The 25755-nt window shown below is 71.6% G+C and carries 25 protein-coding genes; 15 read left to right on the top strand and 10 right to left on the bottom strand.

Annotation, left to right across the window (positions count from 1 at the left end; translation table 11 throughout):
• Positions 1 to 119: 119 nt before the first annotated feature.
• The gene (locus ACFWBT_RS15520) at positions 120 to 1529 is read left to right on the top strand and encodes an aminopeptidase P family protein (RefSeq protein ID WP_385700102.1); all 1410 of its coding nucleotides are present in this window, start codon (positions 120 to 122) and stop codon (positions 1527 to 1529) included.
• Between the two features lie 73 nt (positions 1530 to 1602).
• Here the strand turns inward: ACFWBT_RS15520 and ACFWBT_RS15515 are convergent, their stop codons facing one another.
• The 4 genes from ACFWBT_RS15515 to ACFWBT_RS15500 are packed head-to-tail and all read right to left on the bottom strand — an operon-like array spanning position 1603 to position 5599.
• Positions 1603 to 2418 carry an ABC transporter permease gene (locus ACFWBT_RS15515; RefSeq protein WP_385700099.1) on the bottom strand — a complete coding sequence of 272 codons (816 nt, stop codon included), beginning with the start codon at positions 2416 to 2418 and terminating at the stop codon, positions 1603 to 1605.
• A gap of 10 nt (positions 2419 to 2428) precedes the next feature.
• A complete protein-coding gene (locus ACFWBT_RS15510; protein ID WP_385700097.1) occupies positions 2429 to 3319 on the bottom strand; it encodes an ABC transporter permease in 891 nt (296 codons plus the stop codon).
• Between the two features lie 7 nt (positions 3320 to 3326).
• Positions 3327 to 4535 (bottom strand): ABC transporter substrate-binding protein, encoded by a 1209-nt coding sequence (locus ACFWBT_RS15505; RefSeq protein ID WP_385700094.1) that lies wholly within the window; start codon positions 4533 to 4535, stop codon positions 3327 to 3329.
• A gap of 26 nt (positions 4536 to 4561) precedes the next feature.
• Positions 4562 to 5599 carry an ABC transporter ATP-binding protein gene (locus ACFWBT_RS15500; RefSeq protein WP_385700092.1) on the bottom strand — a complete coding sequence of 346 codons (1038 nt, stop codon included), beginning with the start codon at positions 5597 to 5599 and terminating at the stop codon, positions 4562 to 4564.
• A 122-nt stretch (positions 5600 to 5721) separates the two neighbouring features.
• Between ACFWBT_RS15500 and ACFWBT_RS15495 the strand changes: the two genes are divergently transcribed.
• Both ACFWBT_RS15495 and ACFWBT_RS15490 read left to right on the top strand, forming a co-directional pair.
• A complete protein-coding gene (locus tag ACFWBT_RS15495) occupies positions 5722 to 6540 on the top strand; it encodes a FadR/GntR family transcriptional regulator (RefSeq protein ID WP_385700089.1) in 819 nt (272 codons plus the stop codon).
• Positions 6497 to 7276, top strand: coding sequence for a cache domain-containing protein (locus tag ACFWBT_RS15490; RefSeq protein ID WP_385700086.1), 780 nt, complete (start codon positions 6497 to 6499; stop codon positions 7274 to 7276). The genes ACFWBT_RS15495 and ACFWBT_RS15490 overlap by 44 nt, the downstream gene beginning before the upstream one ends.
• 42 nt (positions 7277 to 7318) lie before the next feature.
• On the opposite strand, the gene ACFWBT_RS15485 is transcribed toward ACFWBT_RS15490, so the two are convergent.
• Entirely contained in the window at positions 7319 to 7978 is a 660-nt protein-coding gene (locus ACFWBT_RS15485; RefSeq protein WP_385700084.1) for a hypothetical protein, read from the bottom strand.
• 271 nt (positions 7979 to 8249) lie between these two features.
• Between ACFWBT_RS15485 and ACFWBT_RS15480 the strand changes: the two genes are divergently transcribed.
• Genes ACFWBT_RS15480 through ACFWBT_RS15470 form a run of 3 tightly spaced genes read left to right on the top strand, consistent with a single transcriptional unit; the run spans position 8250 to position 10709 of the window.
• On the top strand, positions 8250 to 8906 hold the full coding sequence (locus ACFWBT_RS15480) for a helix-turn-helix domain-containing protein (protein WP_385700082.1): 657 nt from the start codon (positions 8250 to 8252) through the stop codon (positions 8904 to 8906).
• Positions 8907 to 8938: 32 nt separating this feature from the next.
• On the top strand, positions 8939 to 9469 hold the full coding sequence (locus ACFWBT_RS15475) for a toxin-antitoxin system, toxin component (protein ID WP_385700079.1): 531 nt from the start codon (positions 8939 to 8941) through the stop codon (positions 9467 to 9469).
• Positions 9470 to 9482: 13 nt separating this feature from the next.
• Positions 9483 to 10709 (top strand): MAB_1171c family putative transporter, encoded by a 1227-nt coding sequence (locus ACFWBT_RS15470; protein ID WP_385700076.1) that lies wholly within the window; start codon positions 9483 to 9485, stop codon positions 10707 to 10709.
• Between the two features lie 183 nt (positions 10710 to 10892).
• Here the strand turns inward: ACFWBT_RS15470 and ACFWBT_RS15465 are convergent, their stop codons facing one another.
• The gene (locus ACFWBT_RS15465) at positions 10893 to 11894 is read right to left on the bottom strand and encodes an alpha/beta fold hydrolase (RefSeq protein WP_385700149.1); all 1002 of its coding nucleotides are present in this window, start codon (positions 11892 to 11894) and stop codon (positions 10893 to 10895) included.
• Between the two features lie 295 nt (positions 11895 to 12189).
• On the opposite strand from ACFWBT_RS15465, the gene ACFWBT_RS15460 reads away from it, so the two are divergent.
• Positions 12190 to 12426, top strand: coding sequence for a hypothetical protein (locus ACFWBT_RS15460; protein ID WP_266763971.1), 237 nt, complete (start codon positions 12190 to 12192; stop codon positions 12424 to 12426).
• Positions 12427 to 12631: 205 nt separating this feature from the next.
• Here the strand turns inward: ACFWBT_RS15460 and ACFWBT_RS15455 are convergent, their stop codons facing one another.
• The 3 genes from ACFWBT_RS15455 to ACFWBT_RS15445 all read right to left on the bottom strand — a co-directional run bounded on the left by ACFWBT_RS15455 (position 12632) and on the right by ACFWBT_RS15445 (position 14915).
• The gene (locus tag ACFWBT_RS15455; protein WP_385700073.1) at positions 12632 to 12931 is read right to left on the bottom strand and encodes a hypothetical protein; all 300 of its coding nucleotides are present in this window, start codon (positions 12929 to 12931) and stop codon (positions 12632 to 12634) included.
• A 414-nt stretch (positions 12932 to 13345) separates the two neighbouring features.
• The gene (locus ACFWBT_RS15450; protein ID WP_385700071.1) at positions 13346 to 14059 is read right to left on the bottom strand and encodes a 4'-phosphopantetheinyl transferase; all 714 of its coding nucleotides are present in this window, start codon (positions 14057 to 14059) and stop codon (positions 13346 to 13348) included.
• Complete coding sequence (locus tag ACFWBT_RS15445) at positions 14007 to 14915, bottom strand: metallophosphoesterase family protein (protein ID WP_385700068.1); 909 nt, start codon at positions 14913 to 14915, stop codon at positions 14007 to 14009. Before ACFWBT_RS15445 ends, ACFWBT_RS15450 begins: the two co-directional genes overlap by 53 nt.
• 256 nt (positions 14916 to 15171) lie before the next feature.
• Here ACFWBT_RS15445 and ACFWBT_RS15440 point away from each other — a divergent pair, with 256 nt between their 5' ends.
• The 3 genes from ACFWBT_RS15440 (at position 15172) to ACFWBT_RS15430 (ending at position 19438) form a co-directional block, all read left to right on the top strand.
• Positions 15172 to 16377: an ATP-grasp domain-containing protein gene (locus tag ACFWBT_RS15440; protein ID WP_385700065.1), complete on the top strand. Its 1206-nt coding sequence runs from the start codon at positions 15172 to 15174 to the stop codon at positions 16375 to 16377.
• Positions 16378 to 16524: 147 nt separating this feature from the next.
• A complete protein-coding gene (locus tag ACFWBT_RS15435) occupies positions 16525 to 18213 on the top strand; it encodes a carbohydrate binding domain-containing protein (RefSeq protein WP_385700063.1) in 1689 nt (562 codons plus the stop codon).
• 121 nt (positions 18214 to 18334) lie between these two features.
• The gene (locus ACFWBT_RS15430) at positions 18335 to 19438 is read left to right on the top strand and encodes a D-cysteine desulfhydrase family protein (protein ID WP_385700061.1); all 1104 of its coding nucleotides are present in this window, start codon (positions 18335 to 18337) and stop codon (positions 19436 to 19438) included.
• A 52-nt stretch (positions 19439 to 19490) separates the two neighbouring features.
• On the opposite strand, the gene ACFWBT_RS15425 is transcribed toward ACFWBT_RS15430, so the two are convergent.
• Positions 19491 to 20828, bottom strand: coding sequence for a 6-phospho-beta-glucosidase (locus ACFWBT_RS15425; RefSeq protein ID WP_385700058.1), 1338 nt, complete (start codon positions 20826 to 20828; stop codon positions 19491 to 19493).
• A 390-nt stretch (positions 20829 to 21218) separates the two neighbouring features.
• On the opposite strand from ACFWBT_RS15425, the gene ACFWBT_RS15420 reads away from it, so the two are divergent.
• The 5 genes from ACFWBT_RS15420 to ACFWBT_RS15400 form a co-directional block, all read left to right on the top strand.
• Positions 21219 to 21383, top strand: coding sequence for a hypothetical protein (locus ACFWBT_RS15420; protein WP_385700055.1), 165 nt, complete (start codon positions 21219 to 21221; stop codon positions 21381 to 21383).
• Complete coding sequence (locus tag ACFWBT_RS15415; protein WP_385700053.1) at positions 21380 to 22165, top strand: IclR family transcriptional regulator; 786 nt, start codon at positions 21380 to 21382, stop codon at positions 22163 to 22165. Before ACFWBT_RS15420 ends, ACFWBT_RS15415 begins: the two co-directional genes overlap by 4 nt.
• A 170-nt stretch (positions 22166 to 22335) precedes the next feature.
• Positions 22336 to 23610 (top strand): sensor histidine kinase, encoded by a 1275-nt coding sequence (locus tag ACFWBT_RS15410; RefSeq protein ID WP_385700051.1) that lies wholly within the window; start codon positions 22336 to 22338, stop codon positions 23608 to 23610.
• The gene (locus ACFWBT_RS15405) at positions 23607 to 24275 is read left to right on the top strand and encodes a response regulator (RefSeq protein ID WP_385700049.1); all 669 of its coding nucleotides are present in this window, start codon (positions 23607 to 23609) and stop codon (positions 24273 to 24275) included. The genes ACFWBT_RS15410 and ACFWBT_RS15405 overlap by 4 nt, the downstream gene beginning before the upstream one ends.
• A gap of 135 nt (positions 24276 to 24410) precedes the next feature.
• Positions 24411 to 25755: MMPL family transporter (locus tag ACFWBT_RS15400; protein ID WP_385700047.1), on the top strand; the 1345-nt coding region annotated here is incomplete at its 3' end.

Raw genomic sequence — 25755 nt, 5'->3', positions numbered from 1 at the left:
ATGCTTCTCTGGCACGGAACAGTCCACGCCCCGCCCGGACGCCCCACCCCGACGCCCCGTCGGGCGCGCCCCGGACGACGCGACCTGCGCGACACGACCTACACGAGAAGGTGCCTGACGTGGCCAAGGGCCGAAAGAACGGTCTCTACCGAGGAATCTCCGCCGAGCTGTCCGCCCTGATGCGCACGGGCTGGGCCGACACCGAGCAGCACGATCTGCGGCCCGACGAGCAGGCGGCCCACGCGGCCCGCCGCCGCGCCGCGCTCTCCGCCCTCTTCCCCGGCGAGCGACTGGTCGTCCCGTCCGGAGGACTCAAGACCCGGTCGAACGACACCCATTACCCGTTCCGCCCGTACTCGGGCTATGTCCACCTGACAGGCGATCAGACGCGTGACGGCGCACTCGTGCTGGAGCCGCGCGCGAAGGGCGGCCACGACGCGCACTGCTATCAGCTCCCCCGCGACAGCCGGGACAGCGACGAGTTCTGGACGGGTATGACGGCCGAGCTGTGGATGGGCCGCCGCCGCTCCCTCGCCGAGTCGGAGCAGGTGCTCGGACTCCCCTGCCGTGACATCCGCACGATCTCCGAGGACCTGGCGGACTCGGGGGTCCCGACCCGTGTCGTCCGCGGCCACGCCCCCGCGATCGAGGCCGCGCTCGGCACGGACGAGGAGCGGGACGCCGAGCTGGAGGAGGCGCTCTCCGGGCTGCGGCTGGTCAAGGACGCCTGGGAGATCGGCGAGCTGCGCCGGGCGGTGGACTCCACCGTGCGCGGATTCACCGATGTCGTACGGGAGTTGTCGCAGGCGGTCGCCACCTCGGAGCGATGGATCGAGGGCACCTTCTTCCGCCGCGCCCGTGTCGAGGGCAACGACGTCGGCTACGGCTCGATCTGCGCGGCCGGCGAGCACGCCACGATCATGCACTGGGTGGAGAACGACGGACCGGTCCGCCCCGGCGAACTGCTGCTGCTCGACGCGGGCGTGGAGACCCGCACCCTCTACACCGCCGACGTGACCCGCACCCTCCCGATCAACGGCACGTTCAGTCCGCTCCAGCGCGAGGTCTACGACGTCGTGTTCGAGGCGCAGGAGGCGGGCATGGCGGCGGTGAAGCCGGGCGCCCTGTACCGCGACTTCCATGACGCCGCCCAGTGGTCGCTGACCGAGCGGCTGGTGGCGTGGGGCTTCGTCGAAGGACCCGTGGAGCGCGCCTTCGGCCTCGGTCTCCAGCGCCGCTTCACCATGGCGGGCACCGGGCACATGCTCGGGCTCGACGTCCACGACTGCGCCCGGGCCCGCAACGAGGACTACGTCGGCGGCGTCCTGGAGCCGGGCATGGTCCTCACCGTGGAGCCGGGCCTCTACTTCCAGCCGGACGACCTGACCGTGCCCGAGGAGTGGCGCGGCATCGGCGTCCGGATCGAGGACGACCTCCTGGTCACGGCCGACGGCCATGAGAACCTGTCGGGCGCGCTTCCTCGCTCCGCCGATGAAGTGGAGGCGTGGATGCGGGAGTTCGCCGGATAGTCCCGGCCTGCCGGAAGCCCGGCCGTGGCCCGCTCACCGCTCGGAGCGGGCTCACCGGCCACTCACCGCCCGCTCAGATCCTGCTCTCGGCCGCCGTGTCGGCGGACAGCCGCTGTGCCGCGTAGATCGGAATCACCGAGAGCAGGACGAGCACGGCGGCCACGACGTTCACGACCGGTGCCTGCCGGGGTCTGGTCATGTTGTCGAAGATCCAGATCGGCAGGGTCTCGATGCCGGGCCCGGCCGTGAAGGTCGTCACGACGATCTCGTCGAAGGACAGCGCGAAGGCGAGCAGTCCGCCGGCCAGCAGCGCCGAGCGCACCAGCGGGAAGGTGACGTCGGCGAAGGCGCGGAAGGTGTCCGCGCCCAGGTCCATCGCGGCTTCCTCGTACGTTCCGGACGTACGGCGCAGTCGTGCGACGACGTTGTTGAAGACGACGACGATGCAGAAGGTCGCGTGGCCGACGATCACGGTGAACATGCCGAGTCCGACGCCGAGCGGTTCGAGCACCGTGCTGAACGCCGAGTTGAGCGCGATGCCCGTGACGATGCCGGGCAGCGCGATCGGCAGGACGACCACGAAGGAGATGGCGTCACGGCCGAAGAAGCGGTGGCGGGCGACCGCGAAGGCGATCAGCGTGCCGAGGACCAGGGCAATCGCCGTGGCCCCGAGGCCCGCCTTGACCGAGACCCACAGCGCGGCGCGGGCACCCTCGTTGGCCCAGGCGACCGACCACCAGTGGAAGGTGAGCCCGGTCGGCGGCCAGCTCGCGCTGCGGTCCGGGTTGAAGGAGTTGACCAGGACGAGCGCGAGCGGCACGTAGATGATCGCGAAGCCGAGCCCGGCGGCGACGCGCAGCGCGACGCGCGCGGAACGGGAGAGTTGCACAGCGGGCTCCTCAGAGACTGCTCAGGGCGCCCGTGCGGCGCATCGCGAGGAGGTACACCACGATGACCACGACGGGGACCGTGCCGAGTGCGGCGGCCATGGGCAGGTTCAGTTCGATGTTGGAGTAGACGACGTTGCCGATGAGCTGGGTCTTGCCGCCGACGATCTGCACGGTGATGTAGTCGCCGAGGCTGAGCGAGAAGGTGAAGACCGAGCCGGCGGCCACGGACGGCAGGACCATCGGCAGCACGACCGATCGGAAGGTGCGGCCCGCCCCTGCTCCCAAGTCCGCGGACGCGTCGAGCAGGTTGGCCGGCAGCTGCTCCAGCGCGGTGTGGATCGGCAGGATCATGTACGGCAGCCAGAGGTAGGTGAGCGCGATGATCGCCGCGACCAGTCCGTACCCGGGTCCGCTCAGCCCGAAGGGCTTCAACATCCAGTCGGCAAGGCCGCCTTGGGAGAGGATCAGCCGCCAGGCATACACCTTGACCAGGTAACTCGCCCACAGCGGCGTGAGAATGGCGACGACGAGCAGCGGGCGCCGCGCGGGCTTGGCGATGCGGGCGGTGTAGAAGGCGACCGGGAAGGCGATCACCGCGCACAGGACGGTGACCGCGAGGGCGACGCCGATGCTGCGAAGGATGACCTGCCGGTACACGGGCGTGGTGAACAGCTGGTGGAAGTTGTCGGTCGACCAGACCTTCACGACCTCGGAGGTGAAGGAGTTCGTCGTCCAGAAGGCCGAGACGAACAGCACGGCCAGGGAGCCGAGATAGAGGACCGCGAGCCAGAGCAGCGGTGCGGTCAGGAGCAGGGACAGCCGCAGCCGGGAGTGCCGGTGCAGGGTCCCGGCGAGCCGCCGGACGGGGGAGCGTCCGGCGGCCTGCGGGGTGGAGGTCATCGCTTGTTCAGCCCTTGATCTCGGTCCAGGCCTGGACCCACTTCGCGTACGGGACGCACTTGACGTCGGTGCGGCCGTCGAGGCACTGCTCGATGGGCGTGTTCCAGAACGCGATGTTCTTCCAGTAGCTCTCGTCGGTGGCGTGGAAGGTGTCGCAGAAGGTCTTGTCGCTGGTCTCCTCGCACGCCTTTGCGTTGGCGGGCGCCTCACCGAAGTACTCGGCGACCTGGGCGTTCACCTTCGGCGAGATGATCCAGTCCAGCCACTTGTAGGCGCAGTTGGGGTGCTTGGCCTCGGCGGAGACCATCCAGGTGTCGGACCAGCCGGTGGAACCCTCCTCGGGCACGAAGGCCTTGACCTCGGCGCCCTCGTCCACCGTGAGGTTGGCGATGACCTGCCAGGTGGTACCGACGACGGAGTCCCCGCTCTTGAACGCGGAGATCTCCTTGAGGTAGTCGCTCCAGTACTCCCCCACGTTCGCGCTCTGCTTCTTCAGCAGCTCGACGGCCGCGTCGAACTGCTTCTGATCGAGCGCATAGGGGTCCTTGATCTTCAACTCGGGCTTGGTCGCCTTCAGATACAGCGCCGCGTCGGCGATGTAGATCGGCGAGTCGTACGCGGTGACGTGGCCCTTGTTCGCCGAGGCGTCGTCGAAGACCGCCGACCAGGACGTGGGGGCGGGGGTGACCTTCTGGGTGTTGTACATCAGGAGGTTGGCGCCGCGGCCGTGCGGGATGCCGTACATCTGGCCGTCGACGGAGTTCCAGGCGCCCTTCTTCAGGCCGCTGAAGACGTTCTTGTAGTTCGGTACGAGGGCGGTGTTGACCGGGGCGGCGTCGCCCGAGGCTATGAGCCTCAGGGAGGCGTCTCCGGAGGCGGAGACCGCGTCGTACTGGCCGGTCTTCATCAGCTTGACCATCTCGTCGGAGCTTGCGGCGACCTTGGAGTTGACCTGGCAGCCGGTCTGCTTCTCGAAGTCGCCGACCCAGTCGACCGCGGGGTCGTTGGAACCGTCCTCGACATAGCCGGCCCAGGCGATCAGGTTGACCTGCCCCTCGGTCTTGCCGAGTTTCGACTGCGCCTTGAGGTCGGGCGGGTTGAGGCCGGTGGACGAGGAGGAGCCGGTGTCGGACGATCCGCAGGCGGTGGCCGCGAGGAGCACCGCGACGGCGGTGGCGGCCTTGAGGGTTGGGGTGAGGCGCACGGCGTACTCCATACGTGACGGGGGACTGAGCGTGGGAGTCAGCGGGGGTCGGGGACCTGGAAGGTGTGGCGGCGGTGCCACTGGAGCCGGACCCGGGTGCCGCGCAGGGCGGCGACGTCCTCGGAGGAGGTCTCCAGGTTCTGCTGGAGCGCGGCGAGGCGGCCGCCCGCGTCGAGGTCCACGAGGAAGCGGGTGGAGTCGCCCAGGTAGACGACCTCGGCGACGGTGCCGGTGGCGGTGGAGTGGTCCGGATCGTCCGCCTCGGCGGACTCCTTGAGGACCCGGATCTTCTCGGGCCGGATGCTGTAGGTGCCCGGGGCGCCGACGACCTGTTGCGCCGACTGGCCCTCCAGCAGGTTGGACGTGCCGACGAAACCCGCGACGAACGGGGTGGCGGGTCGTTCGTAGATCTCGGCCGGGGTGCCGACCTGTTCGATGCGGCCCTGGTGGAAGACGGCGATGCGGTCGCTCATCGTCAGGGCCTCCTCCTGGTCGTGGGTGACGAACACGAAGGTGATGCCGACCTCGCGCTGGATCGCCTTGAGTTCGACCTGCATCTGTTCGCGGAGTTTGAGGTCGAGGGCGCCGAGCGGCTCGTCGAGCAGCAGGACGCGGGGGCGGCCGACGAGGGCCCTGGCGAGGGCGACGCGCTGGCGCTGGCCTCCGGAGAGCTGGCCCGGACGGCGCCGGCCGAACCCTTCGAGACGTACGTCGGCGAGTGCCTTGCGAGCCCTGACGAGCCGCTCGGCCTTCCGCACCTTGCGGACCTTGAGCCCGTAGGCGACGTTCTGTTCGACGGTCATGTGCGGGAACAGGGCGTAGTCCTGGAAGACCGTGTGCACGTCCCGTTCGAAGGGGGCGAGGCCGGTGACCTCCTGGCCGGCCAGCTCGATCCGGCCCGCGGTCGGGCGCTCGAATCCGGCGATCATCCGCAGGACGGTCGTCTTGCCCGAGCCGGACGGGCCGAGCATCGAGAAGAACTCGCCGTCGGCTATCTCCAGATCGACTCCGGCCACGGCGGTCGTGTCACCGAACGCCTTTCGCAGGCCCTGGAGCCGGATCGCCTTTGCCTCCATGGGCGGGGAACCTTTCTGGTGCAGGTGTGCGTTGCAACACTGACCGGAAAGATATGAAACCATAGTTCAAATCTCAAGACCCCTTTAGAGTAAAGGTTGAGTCAACGCACAAGGTGGTGACCGTGAAGCAACACAGGGGCGACGGCGTCCGCAGAGCCGTCTTCACTCCCGTGGACAACCGCGCGCGCGTCGAGACGGTCGTACACCGGCTCAGCGACGCCATCGAGCTCGGGCTGCTCGCCGACGGCGAGCAGCTGCCCGGCGAGATGGAGCTGGCCGGGCAGCTCGGCGTGTCCACGGTCACCCTGCGCGAGGCCCTCATGGCCCTGCGGCAGCAGGGTCTGGTCACCACCCGGCGGGGGCGCGGGGGCGGCAGCTTCGTGTCACTGCCCGAAGTGCCGGGCGAGGAGCGGCTGAAGGCCCGGCTGGCCGGCTGGAGCACCGAGGAACTGCGGGACTTGGGCGACCACTGGGCAGCCGTGTCCGGAGCGGCAGCCCGGCTCGCGGCGCAGCGGACGGAACCGGACGACCTCAAGGCACTCCGCCGCACGCTGGACGACCTGGCGTCCGCCGAGGACGCCGCCGCCCGCAGCCGCGTCTACGGCCGCTTCCATGTCGAGCTCGCCGCGGCGGCGCAGTCCGCCCGGCTGACCCGTGAACAGGTCGTGCTCCAGACGGAGGTGGGGGCGCTGATGTGCCTCGTGCTCGGGGACGACGAATATCGTGAAGAAGTCGCAGACCGTCACCGCTCCGTAATCTCCGCCGTGCAAGATGGGGCCCACGATTCGGCCAGAGCGCTGGCCGAGCGGTGCGTACAGGACTCGACGGCGCGGCTCATCACCCTCCGCCTCGCGATGCCACGCGCCGCGTCCGGTCCCCGTCCGCTGGAGGGCACCCATGAGCAGGAGCCCAGGCCCGGCCGGCGCGACGGCGACGCTTGACGCCACCCCCGAGGCGGCCGTCGCCGCCCAGGTCCGTTCCACGCTGGAGGCCGTCTTCGAAGCGGTCGCCGAGACCCGCGCCGACACGACCGCTCTCCTCACCCGCGTCGCCGCGCAGGGCCGCCGCCCCGCGACGGCGGATCTGGCGGCACTGCGTCCGGGGCTGCATCTGCGGCTCACCCGGCAGGAGTTGGTGTCCGGCGCCGGCTTCGTGGCCGCGCCGGGCCTGCTCGGTGACGTACCGGCGTGGCTGGAGTGGTGGCAGCAGAGCTCCGACGGGGGCGTACGACCCCTGCTGCTCGACCTCGATCCGGCGCACTCCGCGTACTCCGACTACACGCACTGGGACTGGTTCGCGCTCCCCCGCGACACCGGGCGGCGCGCGGTCGCCGGGCCCTATGTCGACTACCTCTGCTCCGACGAGTACAGCCTGACGCTGTCCGCGCCCGTCCACATGGAGGGCCGGTTCATGGGGGTCGCCGCGGCCGACGTGTATCTGCGGCACTTCGAGGGCACGGTCGTCCCGCTCCTCCAACGACTGCCCGGAGCGGCCTACTTGGTGAACGCGCGGGGACGGGTGGCCGCGTCCGCCGACCCGGGCCATCTGGCCGGATCCCTCACCAGGGGACCGGACTTCGCGTCCGTGCTGTCGGCGGCCCGGAGCACTCGCTTCGAGGGCATGCGGCTCGTCCCGTGCGACGGCGTGCCACTCGTCCTCGTGACACCGGCCGACTGACTTCGACGGCGTACCGACCGGGGAGCGACGGTGCGGGGCGGGTCACACCGCCCGCAGCTCCGCCGCGCCATTGCGCGTGGTGCGGGCCTTGCGCGGCGGGCCCGCGACCGGCCGGACGGCCTCGCGCAGCACCAGGGTCATCCGCGTGTAGCCCATGTTCTGAAGGGTCTTGGGGGTGTCGTCGACGATCCGGCAGTCCGTACGGCCCCAGCGCGGATCGGGATGCACCAGCGGGCGGACGGCTCCGTCGTGCTCGACGGCGCCCGGACCGACCGCGCGGATCCAGTGCGGCAGACCGTGTCGGTAGGCGGCGTCCATGATCGGGTCCTGGGCGATGTCCCGGCGGATCGACTGGAGACCGCGGTCCTGGCCGTGCCGCTCCACCGCCGCGGCGAAGTGCGCGAGCATCGGCAGACACCAGCTCGACTCGTGCTCGCCGAGGATCGACCCCGCGTCCGGATGGAACAGGACGAACCGAAGGAAGTTGTCGCCCGGCATGGCGGTCGGATGGGTACCGACGCCGTCGAAAAGTGTCTCGAATGCGGCGTTGGACAGAACGACGTCCCAGCGGTGGTCGAAGACGACGGAGGGGAAGGGGACGGCCTCAAGCAGCGTGGCGTAGTCCTGGAGGTACGCCTGCGCTTCGAGACTCTCGGGGACAGGTCGCGGCTGGGACCGCTGCCTTCCTGCCTGGTACGCCATCGGGAGGTCACCCCTCTTGCCTCTGCGGCCTTCACGCGGCGCCCCGATCCTGATGCCCCGGGCCCAGGCGTGTCAACTATCGTGGCATTTGGCGCTTGTTGACGGCTGAATCTCGCCACAGTTGTGGCGAGACCTGGATGTGAGTTCGAGCGAGGGGCTACGCTCCGGATGGTCCCCCGGTCTTGGCACCGGGATGGTTTTCCGACCTTCGTGTCCACATGGTTCCCGACCTTCGTGAGAGCCACCTGAGAGAGACGTAGGAGATCTGTCGGTGACGGATGGCTTCGAGGTTCCGGGCGCCACGGCGACGGTTCTGCTGCAGGCCGTCGTGGCCCGGGTCACCGCACTCGCCGACCGGCTCGGCGTGCTGCACGCCGAAGTCTTCGACGTCCAGCGGCTGTCGGCCGGGTCCGGCGTCCCCGAACCCGTGGTGAAGGCCCTGCTCAGCGGCCGCCGCGCCGGGGAGCCCGATCTGCAGGCACGGTTCCTGCAGCGCCTGGACCTGCTGCGCCGCACCCGGCTCAAGCCCAACGGGCGCCGCTACACCCAGCAGGAGATCGCGGACGGCGCCGGCATGTCGCGTCAGCAGGCGGGCGCCCTCATCAACGGCGACCGGCGCCCCACCATGGAGCACTGCGACGCCATCCAGCGCTTCTTCCGGGTGCACGCCGGATTCCTCACGGCCGAGGACTCCGAAGCGCTCGTGGGCGCCCTGCAGCGCTCGGAACAGGAACTCCTGCAACGACTCGCCGACCGCGAACGCGCGGCGGCCACCGTCGCCGACGATCCCCTGGAGCGGCTGCTCCTCGACCACGGGGTCCGCGGAATCGCCTGGCGGGCCGCGCAGTTGCCCACCGACCAGCACCGGGACAAGGTCGCGGAGTGGCTGGACATGCTCCTGGAGAGCGTCAAGCGGCCAGAGTCGTGAGCCGGGGGAGATCAGTGGGCATCGGAAGGGAAATGCGCCGTCTGTGCGGCGAGTTGGTCTCGGAGCTGTCGCTCCCGGCGCCGGCCGCACCCGCCGACCTCTACACGGCGCTGTGCTGCGCGATGAGCCGACGCCGCGGCCGCCCCGTCCAGTTCCGTACGGCCGTGTTCCCGCCCGGCACCGCCAGCGGCCTGTGGCTCGACATGGCCGAGCAGGACCTCGTCGTCATCGAGGAACGCACCGCCCCCGACCACCAGTTGGTCATCCTCGGCCATGAGCTGTGGCACATGAAGGCCGGGCACTGCAGCCATCACGTCGGGGGCGCGGCCGTCGCGGCGCGCTTACTCAGCGACGCCGCGGACCTTGAGGCCACCGTCCTGAGCGTGGCCGCGCGCACCCGCTTCGACCTCGCGGACGAGAAGGAGGCCGAGAGCTTCGGTCTGCTGCTCGCGAGCAAGTGCCGTACCTGGCTGGCCGGTTCGTCGCTGCGCGGCCCCGTGCAGCAGCACGGTCTGGCCGGGCGCATCGAGGCCTCCCTGGGCTGTCGCGGGCCACGGGGCTGACGGTCCCGGAACCATGGACGGATCCAGCTACTACATCCCGGCCGTCGCCATGGGCGCCGCCCTCAGCTTCAAGGGACCCGCGCTCCTGCGCGGTTGGCGCGACCCGCTGCTGCGGTCCGTGGGTGTGCTGCTCGCCCTCGCCGGCCTGGTGTTCCTCTTCGCGGCCCCGCCGACCATCGCCGCGGTCAACGACATCACCGGGATACCCAACGTCTCGGCCCCCCTGGTCTACTGCCTGCTGAGTGCCTACAGCGCCTCATGCCTGGTGCTGATCATCAACTGGCGCGGCGGACCGCCCGAGGTGACCCGCCGGCTCTCACGCCGCTGGATCCTCGCCTACACGGTCGTCGGCGTGGCGCTGATCGTGCTGTTCGCCCTCGGGGACGCCTCCGTCGAACGGCTGCGGGACCTCGACACCTACTACGCCAACACCCCCTTCATCCGCGAGATGATCGTGCTCTACCTCGTCGCGCTCACCGCCGCGGGTGTCGCGATGAACGTCATGTGCTGGCGCTGGGCCGCCCAGGTGCGCGGCCGGCTGCGCGCCGGGCTGGCGATCATCGCGTTCGGTTCTCTGTGCAACATCCCCTACTCGGCGGCCAAGTTGACCGCCGTGGTGGCCCGCTGGAACGGCGGGAACCTCGACGGCCTGAGCACCGACGCGGCGCCCGTACTGGCCTCGGCGGGGGCCCAGATCACCGCCGTCGGGTTCTGCCTTCCGCTCGCCTGGCAGCGCATCGGGGACAGCTGGAACACCTGGTCGACCTATCGCACCCTCGGGCCGCTCTGGCGCGAACTGAGGCCGGTCTCCGTGCCGGAGGACCGCGCGGTGCGGATCTCCTGGTGGTCGCCCGCCGAACTCCAGGTCACCCAGCGGGAGTCCGACATCCACGACGGCATGCTGAGCCTCTACCCCTACTTCGACTCCGCGGTGCGCTCCCGGGCCTACGGCGCCGCGGTCGCGGCGGGCTCCTCCCCCACCGAGGCGCACGCCGAGGCGGACGCCGCCATGGTGACGGTCGCCGTGCGGGCCAGGGCCGCCGATCCGGAGGGCCGGGTCATCAGCTCGGCGGAGGAGGCCTCCGCACCGCCGACGGCCGGATCGACGTTCGCGCACACCGACGGCCCGCGGGACCTGGTGCGCATGTCCATCGCGCTGCGCCGGTCGCCCGTCGTCGCGGCGGCCCGGGGCCGGACGGCGAGCAGGTCGGCAGGCGGCTCCCGCGAACGAACGGGATAGCCCGGCGAGCAGGTCGGCAGGCGGCTCCCGCGAACGAACGGGATGGCCGCTCCGGGCACAGCGCCGCGTCCGAAGGACCCGCCGGTCGCAACGACGGGGTCACGGGTGCCGCCGGGTGCCCGGCGCGGCACCAGGCGCGGGCAGGCCGCATGGCGGCGTTCGCCCGGCCGCCGTCGGAAGCCCTCAGGTCGCGCTGCGTTCGCTCGCCTCGCGCAGGTCCTTCTCCGCCGCGCGGCTCTGGACGGTGTCCGGCTGCCCGGCCGCCGTACCCGGGCGTCCGGCGCGCAGCAGCCCCCGCCAGCGCTCGCGGCTCCAGTCGGCCGCGTTGGTGCCGGTCGTGAACTCCTCGACGAGGGCGAGGAAGCGCGCGGGATCGCTGTGGAAGGGGAAGTGACCGGCCCCCTCGAAGATCTCCAGGCGGCTGCCCGGCATGGCCTCGTGCGCCCCGTGGGCGTGCCGCACCGGAACCACGCTGTCCCGGTCGCCCCAGAGCAGCATGGTGGGCATGCCCTCGGTGAGGTAGCAGCGGTCGAGCATGGTGACCGCCTGGCCGCGCCAGTCGACCACGGCCCGCAGGGTCCGGATGAACGCGCTGCGGGAGGTCGCGTCGGGCAGGGCGTCCACGAGGTGCACCAACTCCGGCGCGTCCTGGGCAAGATCGGTGTCGAGCAGACGCATCAGACGCAGGAAGAGGCCCACTTGGAGGCGCATACCGGGCAGTCGCAGCGCGGAGAGCATCAGATGGGCACCCGGCAGCGACACGGCACGCAGGACGGGGTTGACCTCGCCCCCGACACCGCCCGCGCTGACCAGGATCAGCCGCTCGGTGCGCTCGGGGAACTGGTACGCGAACTGCATCGCCACTCCCCCGCCCAGCGAATGCCCCACCAGGGTGGCGGACTCGATGTCGAGCGTGGACAGCAGATCACGCACGCCGTTGGCGTAGGCCGCCACCGAATAGTCGGCGCGCGGTTTGTCCGAGGCGCCGTGGCCGAGCAGGTCGGGCGCGATCACGGTGTGGGTGCGGGCGAGGTCGGGGATCAGCTCCGCCCAGGTCGCCGAGGAGTCGCCTATGCCGTGGATCAGGACGAGCGCCGGGCCCTCACCGGCCATCCGGTAGGCGCGCCGGTAACCGTGCACGACGCGGTGGTGCAGCCGCAGTTCCCCGTCACCGACGGAACGCAGCCGCGGGACGCGCCGCGGATGGCGGGACTGTAAGTCGACCACGGGCAGACCTCCCGTTCCCAGGCCGCCGCGAAGGCGGCTCCCGAGCCGCCGGAACGACGGCTCCGGGGCCGTCCGGTAGGCGGCCCCGTCTCTCGTCACCAGCGTAGGGCCCCAGTCCCACAAGGGATTTCCGTGATGTTTCGCCTCCGCTAAGCGGGCGAACCTCCCCGCACCGAAACCGGATTGTCAGTGGTGGACGGCAAGCTGGGGTCAGGACCAGTGTCACGACAAGCCAACCGGGGAGAGCTGTCCGATGCCGACCGCCGTACTGACCGAACACGAACGCGCCGCCGTGCAGGCCTACCTCCGCCTCCTCCAGACGGTACGAGCGGCTTTCGACGGCCCGCCGGACGGGTCCCGGCCACCCATGGTGCCGCCCGCCGTGCTCGCCGAGGCGGAGCGAGCCCTGGCGGCGGCCGGCCTCGCGGGCAACGAGGAGTCGTTCTTCGAACTGCTGCACTCGTGGTGCCCGGAACCGGGCTGGGCGTGAGACACGGACGTCCGGTCCCTGCGCCGTACGGCCGAGGCCGGCGACCGGGACGCCTCCGCGATCGCGGGCACCCTCCGCCGGGCGGGCGGGGACAGCGAAGCCCCCGGGGCAGCGCCGCCGCGGGTCTTCGCCGTCATCCGAGTGGGCGGGGTCGGGCGCGCAGCGGACGCCTGGTGGCCGCGGGGCCGTAACGGGCGGCCGGGCCCTACGCGGCACCGCTGACGTCGGGGGCGACGAAGCGCCGGTGGAGCGGACTGAAGCTCGTCTCGGGCGAGCCGGCCATGCCCGCCTTCTGGATCGCGGGGGCGAGCCGCTCGGCGAAGAAGGCCTCGAACGCCTGCTGGGATTCCCAGACGTCGATCACATGCAGGCCCTGGGCGTCGAACCAGGCCACGTGCATCTGACCGCCGGCCCCCGGGACCTGCTCCCAGTCGACCGCGTCGCGCACCGTGTCGTACTGCTCCGGTGTGACTCCCGCCCAGTGCATCGACATCACCATCGCCATGTCCAGCCCCTTACCGCTCGTAGTGGTGTACGCCGTTCTCGGACCAGCCAACATCCACCCGCTGCCGCGCACATCTCCACGGCGGCCAATGGTGTCCCCCTGCGGGTGCCGGGCATCGGGATCGTTGCACCCCGCGAGCGGTGCCGGACAGAGCGTGCGGAGGCACACCGGAGCCCGCGGAATGCCTCGTACGCTCGTCGCGCGGTGCGCCTCTCCGCGCCGGGTCCGCCGTCGCCGACGCGTGCTGTCCCGCGAAGCGGTCCGGATCAGGAGTCTCCCGGTGTCCAGATCCACGGCGTGGCGGAGGTCGCGGCCCGGAAGCCAAGACGTCGGAGGGTCGGGGCGCTGTCCTCCGTCACGCCATCGAGGCGCACGTGACCGTCAGCTCCGTTGTTCCAGTGGCCTGTTCAGGAGTCAGGCCCGGACCGCCGGGCCCGGCCGTGTGTGCGGGACCGTGACCGCCGTCGCGACCAACCCCCGCTGGACGGTCCAGCGTCCGTCGAAGGCCGGGACGGGAACACCGTCCACCACGGGCCCCGGTACGAGGAGTCGGGCGTGGAAGGTTCCCGAGAGGTCGGGGGTGGACGGCGTCGGGCCCACGGAGATGTCGATGTCCGCCTCGGAGAAGTCGAGCCACTTGCCGGTGAGCGGGAACCACGCCTTGTAGACCGACTCCTTGGCGCTGAACAGGAGCCGGTCCCAGTGGACGTGAGGTGCCCGGGCACCGAGGCGGTCCAGGCGGCCCGTCTCGCTGGGCAGGGCGACGGCGGCCAGGACGTCCTCCGGGAGCGTCAGGTGGGGTTCGGCGTCGATGCCGAGGGAGGCCAGATCGGTGGCACGGGCGAGCGCGGCGGCGGCGTAGCCGTCGCAGTGCGTCATGCTGCCGATGAGGCCCGCGGGCCACTGCGGGGCTCCGCGCTCGCCCGGCAGCACGGGGCCCGGGGCCACGCCCAGCTTCTCCATGGCACGCCGGGCGCAGGCACGCACGGTGGCGAACTCGCGGCGCCGCTTCGCCACGGCGCGCGTCACGATCACCTGCTCCTCGGGGTACAGGGTCGCGACCGCGGTCTCATCGTCACCGTGGCTCTCCACCGTGACGACCGACCCCGGAAGCAGCTCCTCCATCACCGGCTTTGACCTCCATCGGCAGAATGCGGCGCAGCGTTCCGGGCGGCCCCGGTCGCTGACGCCATTCTCGGGGATAGCCGACCGACACCTCTTCGAACCGGACACCGTCGTGCCAGGTGGTCCGGGGGATGTGCAGATGTCCGTAGACCATGGCCTCGACGCGGAACCGGCGGTGCCAGTCGGCGGTCGCACGGGTGCCGCACCACATGGCGAACTCGGGGTAGCGCAGGATGTCCGTCGGGTGACGGTCCAGCGGGTAGTGGTTGACCGGGACGGTCGGCAGGTCGTCGGGGAGTTCGGCGAGTCTGCGCTCGGTCTCGGCGACCCGGGCCCGGCACCAGGCCTCGCGGCTCGGGTAGGGGTCGGGGTGGAGCAGGTGCTCGTCCGTGCAGACGACGCCGGTGCCGTGGGCGTAGGCCAGCCCCTCGTCCTTGGTGGCGCAGCCCTGCGGCAGGAACGAGTAGTCGTAGAGCAGGAAGAGCGGAGCGACGACGGCGGGACCGCCCGGTCCGTTCCAGACGGGGTAGGGGTCCTCCGGGGTCGTGACGCCCAACTCCCGGCACAGAGCGACCAGATGCTCGTAGCGGGCGACCCCGCGCAGCTGGACTGGGTCCTTGGGATGGGTCCACAGCTCGTGGTTGCCGGGCACCCAGACGACCTTGCGGAATCGGCCGCTGAGCGTCTCCAGGGTCCACCTGATGTCGTCGACGATCTCGCCGATGTCGCCGGCCACCAGGAGCCAGTCGTCGTCCGACTCGGGTCGCATCTTCTCGACCAGCGCGCGGTTCTCGGCGTAGCCGATGTGCAGATCGCTGATGGCCAGCAGGTTCCCGTCGCCGCCGTCTGTCGGCCGCACGCGCCACCCCCGTAGAAAGCGAATGTCAACACAAGAACACACCCGCCCGGCGCTGGACAAGGAGGCCCTCCGGCCGACACATCGGTGAATCCGTAACATGCCCGTAGCAGCACGGGGGTCCCGCGCCCTCTATGATCGCCCCAACACCACCGCCCCGAATCCGCTTTGGCGTACGGCGGCGCTCGGTGTACCTCCCCTACCCCTGGCCGGGCCCGGCCTGCTCCGCCGTGCCCGCGAACCGTGAAAGGTGGCTTGCATGGGCTCTCGCGTACGCGTCTGGCTCAACCGCACGTACGCGGAGAACGTGTTCTTCATGGATCAGCTGCGAAGTAATCCGCAGCACCGCGCGGTCGAGATCCATGCCACCCACGGCGACGCCGACTCTCCCGTACTGGCCGCCGCCGACACCGCCGAGATGGAGCCGGAGGGCCTGTCACCGCGGGCGTATGTCGAGTACGCCCTCGACATGTGCGCACGGCGTTCCGTCGACGTCTTCGTGCCCGTCCTGCACCAGGCCGCCATCGTCGCGCAGCGCGCCGAGTTCGCGGCGCTCGGTACGGCCCTGCTGGCACCGCCCTCGGAGGCGGTCGCGGTCTTCCACGACAAGGCGACCGCGTACCAGGCCGTCGAGGCCGTGGGGGTTCCGGTGCCTCCGTGGTGGCGGGTACGCACGGAGGAGGAGCTGGTCGCGGCGGTGGAGCTGTTGGAGGCCGCGGGTCAGCGGGCCTGCTTCAAGCCCGCGGCCGGAGCGGGCGGGGTGGGCTTCCGGGTGATCACCCGTACCCCCTTCTCACTCATGCACCTCAACGGGTTCCCGAGCCCGTACGTTCCGCTGGACCTGGTCGTGGAGGCGCTGCGCGCCGCCGACGAGCCCGTCGACTGGCTGGTCATGCCGCACCTCGGACAGCCGGAGGTGTCGGTGGACTGCCTCACCGGCCCGGACGGCCGGGTCCGCATGGCGATCGGCCGCACCAAGAACGGACGGCGCCGCGGATTCACCCTCGACGCCGCCTGGATCGAGCCCGCCACGCTGCTCGCGGAGGCGTTCGGGCTGCACTACCTGTCGAACATCCAGTTCCGGATGTACGGCGACGAGCCGGTTCTGATGGACGTGAACACCCGTCCGGCGGGCGGACTGCACCAGCTCTCCCAGTGCGGGGTCAACGCCCCTTGGTCCGCAGTGCAGTTGGCGCTGGGCGAGGAGACGGGCGAGGTGGTCCCGCCGTTCCTCGGGCAGGACTACACGGTGGTCTCGGGGCCGCGTCCGGTGCGTCCGGTGTCGCTGCCTCAGCAGCGTCCCGAGGTGCCCGTGCCGACGCTGTCCGAGGTGCCCGGACCGACGCTCCCCGCGGTGCCCGCGCAGGCCACGGAGCCCGCGGCTTCCACCTCGGTGGACGCGACCGCCTCCGCCGCCTCGGCCCAGGCCGGCACGCCCGCCTCGGCGGCCATCGCGCCCGCCTGACCCTCCGGGCCGCTCACGCCGCCCCTTCCGCCTCTACCGGTCTGGACCAATTCCCGCTCAGCGTCTTGACAGCGGGATTGGTCCATACCAACTTGGTTGCGCACCTCTCTGCACTCCCGAACACCCCCATTTCCCCAGGGAGATCGCGTGCGCATCACACAGCTCAGACGTTCCAGACATCGGTTCCTCGCCCTGCTGGGCACGGCCGCACTGGCCCTCGCCGGGGCGGTCGCCCTGCCGGGTACGGCCCAGGCGGCGAACATCCTGTCCAACCCCGGCTTCGAGACGGGCAGCCTGTCCCCCTGGTCCTGCTCCGGCAACCTGGGCTCGATCGTCTCCAGCCCCGTACACGGCGGCTCCAAAGCCCTTGCGGGAGCGGTGAGTTCGAGCGACAACGCGCAGTGCACCCAGACCGTCCCGGTCCAGCCGAACACGACGTACAGCCTCTCGGGCTGGGTCCGCGGCAGCTACGTCTACCTCGGCGTGGACGGCGGTGCCTCGACCTGGACGACGTCCCCGTCGGCGTACAGCCGGCTGAGCGTGTCCTTCACCACCGGTGCCGCGCAGACCAGCGCCAAGATCTATGTGCACGGCTGGTACGCGCAGGGCACCTACTACGCCGACGACGTCAGCCTGGACGGTCCCGGCGGCGGCGGTGGCTCCGACAGCCAGGCACCGACCACGCCCACCAACCTGACCTCCACCGGCAAGACCTCCTCCAGCGTGTCGCTGTCGTGGGGCGCGTCGAGCGACAACGTCGGCGTCACCGGGTACGACGTCTACAGCGGCTCCAACCAGGTGCTGAGCGTGTCGGGCACGAGTGCCACGGTCAGCGGGCTGTCCCCGAGCACGGCCTACTCGTTCACCGTGAAGGCGCGGGACGCGGCCGGGAACACCTCCGCGGCCTCAAACTCCGTGAGCGTCACGACGAGTGCGGGCGGCGGTGGCGGCACCGGCTTCAAGCAGGCCGCTCCCTACCTGTTCGAGGGCTGGGGAGACCCCCCGAACCCGACCACGGTGATGAACGCGACCGGGGTCAAGTGGTTCACGATGGCGTTCGTGCTCGACTCTGGCGGCTGCAACCCCGCCTGGGACGGCAGCCGGGCGCTGACCGGCGGCGTCGACCAGACGGCCATCAACCAGATCCGTTCCGCGGGCGGTGACATCGTCCCGTCGTTCGGTGGCTGGCAGGGCAGCAAGCTCGGCGCCAACTGCTCCTCGGCGAGCGCGCTCGCCGGCGCTCTGCAGAAGGTGATCGACGCCTACAGCCTCAAGGCGATCGACATGGACATCGAGAACACCGACGAGTTCGAGAACGAGGCCGTCCAGGCGCGGATCCTGACCGCGCTGAAGACCGTCAAGGCCAACAACCCCGGCCTGAAGACGATCGTCACCTTCGGCACCTCGACGACCGGCCCGACCTACTACGGCAACCGGCTCATCGAGCAGGCGCAGTCCCTCAACGCCAACATCGACGTCTTCACCATCATGCCGTTCGACTTCGGCGGCGGCTCCGACATGTACGGCAACACGGTCAACGCGACCGAGGGGCTGAAGGCCAAACTGAAGTCGACCTTCGGCTGGGACGACGCCACGGCCTACTCCCACATCGGCATATCCGGCATGAACGGCCTGTCCGACCAGCAGGAGAACACCACCCCGGCGATCTGGACATCGATCCGTGACTGGGCGAACGGCCACCACATCGCCCGGCTCGCCTACTGGGCGGTCAACCGCGACCGGCCCTGCCCCGGCGGCGGCGTGGTGAGCAACTGCTCCGGCATCAGCCAGAGCACCTGGCAGTTCACGTCGATCACGGCCGGCTTCACGGGCTGAGCACGACGAACGACGGCGGAACAGCGCGGCGGGCCGCCCAGGCGGCCCGCCGTGTCACGCTCCCCGCACGATCCACCGCGTTACGCTCCCCGGACCACCGGCGTCAGCAGAAAGGTCCGCGGTGACCATCCCCCGCTCCGGAGCGAACATCCCACCCCGCGCCCTTCTGGGCAGTTGGCCCACTCCCCTCGAACCGGCTCCGCGGCTGGCCCGTGCGCTCGGGCTCGGCCCCGACGACCTGTGGATCAAACGCGACGACCTCACGGGCCTGGGCGGCGGCGGCAACAAGATCCGCAAGCTGGAGTGGACCTGCGGCGCGGCGCTGGCGGACGGTGCCACCGTGCTGGTGACGACCGGCGCACCGCAGAGCAACCACGCCCGTCTGACGGCCGCCGCGGGAGCCCGGCTGGGGCTGAAGGCCGTCCTCGTCCTCGCCGGCGGGCCCGCGGCGCCGGACGCCGGTGCGCCCGGCGCCGACCCGGCCGGGGCACGGCCACCGGGTTCACCCGCGAAAGCCCCGTCCGCCGCGTCCGCCCCGCCCGCCTCCGGCAATCTCGCCCTCGACGGCCTCTTCGGCGCCCAGGTCGTCTGGGCGGGCGACCGCGAGTACCTCGACGCGCGGGCGGCGCGCACGGTCGAGGAGCTACGGGCGCGGGGAGAGGTGCCGGCGCTTGTCCCGTTCGGCGGGTCCAGCGCGCTCGGCGCCCGCGGCTACGCGGAATGCGCCCGTGAACTCCTCGACCAGGCACCGGACTTGGCGAACGTGGTCGTCGCGCTCGGCTCGGGCGGGACGATGGCCGGACTCGTCGCCGGGCTGGGCGCCGCGCGGGTCCTCGGCGTCCACGTCGGTGCCGTCGCCGATCCCGCCCGCGTCGTCGCGGAGCTGGCCTCGGAGCTCTCCGGCACGCCCTGCGACCCGCGCTCGCTGCGTGTGCGCCGCGACCAGGTCGGAGCGGGCTACGCCACGCTGACCGAGCCGGTCATGAGGGCCCTGACCCTCGCCGCGCGCGCCGAGGGCATCGTCCTCGACCCGATCTACACCGGGCGCGCGATGGCCGGCCTGGTCGCGGCCGTCGAGGACGGCGACATCACGCCGGGACAGCGCACCGTCTTCCTGCACACCGGCGGGCTGCCCGGATTCTTCGGCCACCCCGCGGCGGTCGCCCGCGCGGAGGCCGAACTGCTCGGCCCTCCGGACAGCCCCCTTCCCGCTCCGACGCCCTGACCGCACCCTGACTCCCCGGACAAGTACCGGGCGGACGTCTCCTCGGGGAGGTCTACTCCAGGTACGCCAAGCCGGGGTGGACGGCCGTATAGCCGTCGACCAGTGCGCGTGCCACGTTCACGGAGTCGACGAGCGGGTGGAGCGCGAAGGCCTTCACCGCGGTCGTACGGGACCCCGACTCGGCGGCGGAGAGCACCTCCCGCTCCACCGCCTTGACCGCGCACACCAGCCCGGCGGCATGGCCGGGCAGCGGGTCGACGGTGACGGGGTGCGCGCCGTTGGCGTCGACCAGGCAGGGCACCTCGATGACGGCCTCGCCGTCGAGGACGCTCAGTGTGCCGCGGTTGCGGACGTTGAGGATCAGGGTGGTGCGTTCGTCGCGGGCGATGGCCCGCATGAGGGCGAGCGCCACCTTCTCGTAGCCGCCGGAGAGATCGTCGGCGTCGCGCTCCCCGGCACCGGCCGCGTCCCGGTTCTCCGCCATGTACGTGGCCTCGCGCTCGGCGCGGGTGCGGTCCCAGGCGGTCAGGGCCGCGGCGTCTGGACTCTTCATCTCGTCGTAGAACCGGGCCTGTTGGTCGCGCAGGAACGCGCCGCGCGTCTTGTCGGCCTCCTGGTAGGCGCGGACGGTCTCGCGGTTGAAGTAGTAGTAGTGCAGGTACTCGTTCGGGACGGCGCCCAGCGACCGGAGCCACTCCGGGCCGAAGAGCTTGCCCTCCTCGAAGGAACCGAGCAGGCCGGGGTCGGCGAGCAGCCGCGGGAGTTCGTCGCGGCCCGCGACGCGCAGGCCCCGTACCCAGCCGAGGTGGTTGAGCCCGACGTAGTCGATCCACGCCTCGCGCGGGTCCGCGCCGAGGACCCTGGCGATCCGGCGCCCGAGGCCGACCGGCGAGTCGCAGATGCCGATCACACGGTCCCCGAGATGGCGCGACATCGCCTCGGTGACCAGGCCTGCCGGGTTCGTGAAATTGATGACCCAGGCGTCCGGCGCGAGCCGGGCCACCCGCCGCGCGATGTCCACGGCGACGGGCACCGTGCGCAGGCCGTAGGCGATACCGCCGGCGCCGACCGTCTCCTGGCCGAGGACGCCCTGGTCGAGGGCGACGCGCTCGTCCGCCGCGCGACCCTCCAGGCCGCCGACGCGGATCGCGGAGAAGACGAAGTCGGCGCCGCGCAGGGCCTCGTCGAGGTCGGTGGTGACGGTCACCTCCGGCGCGTCGGGGTCCCCCGCCGCCTGCTCGGCCAGGACGCGGGCCACGGCGGAGAGCCGTCCGGCGTCCAGGTCGTGCAGCACGACCCGGGTGACGCGGCCCTCGGCGCGGTCGCCGAGGAGCGCCCCGTACACGAGGGGGACGCGGAATCCACCGCCGCCCAGAATGGTCAGCCTCACGCGAGTACCACCTTTGCAGTTCGTGCGGGGACGCGGGTCGCGCGGCGAGGGATCACGCCACGGCCACCGGGACGCCCGCGTCGTCCGGGGACCAGCGTGTCACCACGTCCACCGGCTCGTTCGTCGCCACATGGAATCCTGCCGGAGTCGGCGCACGTCGATGTGATCCGGGGCGCCGTGCGGGGCCGGGCCGCCGACCGGGACGCCTGCCGGGCGCCCGACACCAAGACCGTCCGGACCGAGGACGTGAGCGGTCGCGAGGGGACGTACACGCCGCGCGTCCCGCTGGTAGCCGGCGACGTCAACGGTTGTTGCTGTCCGGGTCCTGCGGCATTCTGGGGCGTGCGTCGGAACCGCCCCGACCGGAGGACCGGCCCCAGGGAGCCCGTCATGGCAGGTCAGCCGTGCGCCGCGGAACATCCCCGAGGACGCGTCCGCATCGACGCCCATGAGCCGTGGACGCGTGGCCCGCACGCGGACACCGGCTGTCCGCCGTACCGGCTGGGGCCGCGCTCGGGAGAGCTGTTCATCGCGGACGCCGAACTGAACTCATGACCTCCCTGTCGGCTTCCGGCCGCCTCCTCGCCGTGCTCGCCGCCTTCGACCACGAGCACACGGCACTGTCCCTGACGGACATCAGCCGTCGGGCGGGACTCAGTCTCACCACCGCCCACCGGCTCGTGGCCGCGCTCACCGCATGGGGCGCGCTGGAGCGGGACGCCGACGGCCTGTACCACGTGGGCCTGCGCCTCTGGGAGATCGCGGCGCTCGCCCCGCGCGGCCTGGCGCTGCGGCAGCTCGCCCTGCCGTATCTGGAGGACCTGTACGAAGCGACGCACGAGAACGTGCAGTTGGCGGTCCGCGACGGCACCGAGGTCGTCTACATCGAGTGGATCTCCGGGCGTTCGTCGGTCGGCGTCCGCATCCAGGTGGGCGCCCGCTGGCCGCTGCACGCGACGGGCGTCGGGCTCGCGCTGCTCGCGCACGCGCGGCCCGCGTTCCAGGACGCCTACTGCGCCGGGCCGTTGGCCGCCTTCACGCCGTACACCATCACCGATCCCGCCCGGCTGCGGCGCGTTCTGGCCGAAGTCCGTCACACCGGTGCGGCGGTGAGCAGCCGCCAGGTCACCGACGACGCCCTGTCGGTCGCCGCCGCGGTGCGCGGCACGGAGGGGGCGGTCGTCGCGGCCGTGTCGGTCGTCGTGCCCCAGGCCGACGCGCAGGTACCGGCGTTGGTCCCGGCGGTACGCCTGGCGGCCCGCGGCATCTCACGGGCCCTCGGATGGCGGCCGACGGCCCCGCCGGGGCCGATGCCCCCGACGGAACCGCACGCCTGACGCCTGACGCCGACACACGCACCGGCACCCACACCCGTATGGCGGCCAACACCGGGACGGACACCGTCGGGAACCCGCCCTCGGGCGGGACGGGATATCACTCTCGCCGGTGAGGCGTCCGCGGGACCGGATCGGGATACTGGGACGGCCCTTGTCCAAAGGAGCCGCGTATGCGCGCCCAGTCCTGGTCAGCGCCCGTCGCCTCGCGGTGGCGGACGGCCGTGTCACCCGCCGTGTCCCGATGGCGGCCGATCGTCGAGCGGTTGCGGACGACGCATCCCTACGTCCTCGACACCGCGCTCGCCGCACTCGTGCTGTTCGCCGCCTCGCTCCAGTGGATGTTCCCCGACGAGGGTGACGACCGGCTCTCGTGGCAGGGGTTCCTGCTGGCGGTCGGGACGGCGGCGCCGCTGGTGTGGCGGCGGCGGGCACCCTTCCTGTCCGCGCTCGCGGTGTCGATCTGCACACCGGCCATGGCGCTGTACCACGCCCCGCCGCCGAACGTCGCCTACGGCGGACTGGTCGTGCTCTACACGGTGGCCACGCTCTGCCCGCCCGGGCAGCGCCGCTTCATGCTGGTGACCTGGCTGGTCGGCGCCTCGCTGACGATGACGACCAAGGAGCACGCGCAGCCCTTTGAGTACGCGTTCCACCTCACGAGCTTCCTCAGCGCGTACGCGCTCGGCGTCCTCACCCGCGTACAGCGCGCCTACACGGCGGAGTTGGAGGACCGGGCCCACCGGCTGGAGCGCGAGCGCGCCTCGGACACGGCGCGCGCGAAGACCCAGGAACGCGCCCGGATCGCCCGCGACATGCACGACATCCTGGCCCACGCGGTCAGTCTGATGGTGGTGCAGGCGGAGGCGGGACCCGTGGTCGTGCGCAGCGATCCGGAGCGGGCCGAGGCGGCCTTCGACGCGATCGCGACGAGCGGGCGCGACGCCATGACCCAGCTGCGGCGCATTCTCGGGGTTCTCAAGGAGGACCCGGTGAACGGCGCGTCGGCCCGGTTGCCGCAGCCCGGCATCGCCGCGCTCGGTGAACTCGGCGCGCTGGTCGCGGAGTCCACCGGACTGCGGGTCGACCTGCGGACCACCGGCGAGCGGCGCCCCCTGCACCCGGACACCGAGGTGGCCGCGTACCGGGTGGTGCAGGAGGCCCTCACCAACACCGTGAAGCATGCGTACGCCGCATCGGCACGGATCGAACTCGACTGGACGGAGGACGCGTTGACGCTCACGGTGACGGACGACGGACGGGGGCCGGTGCGTCCCCCCGGCGGACGGGATCTCGGACCCTCGACCGGCGGACACGGGCTGATAGGCATCCGCGAGCGGGCCGCCGCCTGCGGAGGCGGCGCGCACGCGGGCCGCGGCCCCGAGGGCGGCTTCCGGGTCACCGTGCGCCTTCCGGCCGCGGCCGACCGGCAGGCGGCCCTCGGGTGAGCATCCGTGTGGTGGTCGCCGACGACCAGGAGCTGGTCCGCAGCGGTTTCAGCATGATCCTGGAGGCCCAGCAGGACATCGAGGTGGTGGCCGAGGCGGGTGACGGCGTCCAGGCGGTGGCCGCCGTACGGGAACACGCGCCCGATGTGCTGCTCCTCGACATCCGCATGCCGCGCATGGACGGTCTGGAGGCCGCGCGCGTGGTGTGCGCGGAGTCCGGCTGCAAGGTCGTCATGCTGACCACGTTCGACCTCGACGAGTACGTGTACGACGCGCTGTACGCGGGGGCCAGCGGCTTTCTGCTCAAGGACGTCCGCCGCGACGACCTCGTCCACGCGGTGCGGGTGGTCGCGGCGGGCGACTCGCTGCTCGCGCCGACGGTGACCCGCCGGCTGGTCGCGGACATCGTGCGGCGCCGGCTGGCGGAGACCACCGTCGAGGTCCCGCCCCAGCGGCTGGACGTCCTCACGGCGCGCGAGGAGGAGACCCTGCGGCTGCTCGCCCGTGGGCTGTCCAACGCGGAGATCGCGAAAACCCTGTTCGTGAGCGAGCACACCGTCAAGACGCATGTCAGCAACATGCTGAGCAAGCTCGGGCTGCGGGACCGCGTGCAGGCGGTGATCTGCGCGTACGAGACGGGGCTGGTGACCCCGGGCTCCTCCTAGCGAGTGAACCGCCGGGGCGCCTCCCTCCTGCGAGGGATTCCCGGAAACCGCTCCCTCCGGCGATCCGGTGCCCGCCGGTCCGGTACGACGCTGAGTGCGTTGTCAGGAACCGCATCAACCGCCGGGAGGCGCACCGTGCTCGCCACGATCTCCCGGGCGGCGACCCGCCGCCCGATCACCGTGATGCTCGTCTGGCTGCTCATGCTGCTGATCGGCTTCGGCCTCGGCACGGGCGTCTTCGGCCGGCTCGTCGACTCGGTGCCCGACGTCCCGGGCACCGAATCGGACCACGCCGCCGCCCATCTCGACCGCGTGGACACGAGCGGTGAGTCGATCACCGCCGTCGTCGCGGGCACTTCCGTCTCGGACCCCGGACTGCGGTCCCAGGTCGTACGGGCGGTCGCGGACCTGCGTACGGTCTCGGGAATCGCCGAGGTGCCCGACCCGTACACCACCCGGGGCCTCACCTCCGAGGACGGCAGGTCGCTCGTCATCCCGGTGACGCTCAAGGGCGACATGAGGTTCCGGGACGAGAAGAAGGCCGTCGACACGGCGGCCGAGCGCATCAAGCGGATCGACGCGCCCGAAGTCCACGTCAGCGGTGGGCTGCTGCTCGGGCAGCAGATGAGCGGGCGGGCCCAGGAGGACGTGCAGCGGGCCGAGTTGATCTCCCTGCCGGTCGTGCTCGCCCTGCTCCTCGTCGTCTTCGGCGGTCTGCGGGCCGCGAGTCTGCCGCTGGTGATCGCGATCAGCGGAGTCGCGGGCGCGTTCCTCGCGCTGTTCGCCTTCAGCCAGTTCACCGACATCTCGGTCTACGCGATCCAGATCACCACCATGCTGGGACTCGGACTGGCCATCGACTACGCCCTGTTGATGGTGGTCCGCTTCCGGGAGGAGCGGCGCCGCACCGACGACGTCGTCGACGCCGTGCACCGCACCGTGGCCGGAGCCGGACGGACCGTCCTGTTCTCCGGGCTCACCGTGGCCGTCAGCCTCACCGGGCTGCTGGTCTTCCCCAGCCCGTTCCTGCGCAGCATGGGTCTCGCGGTGGCCGCCGTGGTCGTCGTCGACATGCTCGCGGCGATCACCCTGCTGCCCGCCCTGCTGGCCCGCTTCGGGGCGCGGATCGCACCGGCACGCGCGAAGACCCGGGCCGCCGAGGCCGGTCCGGACGCCGAGGGGCGCGTCTTCGCCCGCCTCGCCCGGTTCGCCACCCGCCGTCCGGTCGTCGTCCTCGCCGCCCTCGTCCCGGCCCTGATCGTCCTCGCGCTGCCCGCCGTCGGCATGAAGATCAGCATCGGGGACGCCAAGCAACTGCCCGCGAGCACCGAGGCACGGCAGTTGTACGACACGCTGGGCGCCCACTTCCCGCCCGGCACCGGGGTGTCCCCGGTGTCCGTGGTGGTGGGTTCCGGTGCCGGGGGGGGGGCGGGGGGGCCCCACCCAGCCCGCCCCCGCCCCCGGGGAGGCCCGGGCCGGC

Source organism: Streptomyces sp. NPDC060027 (genome assembly GCF_042737005.1).
Taxonomy (GTDB): Bacteria; Actinomycetota; Actinomycetes; order Streptomycetales; family Streptomycetaceae; genus Streptomyces.
This window is presented reverse-complemented; position numbering and strand designations above follow the sequence as displayed.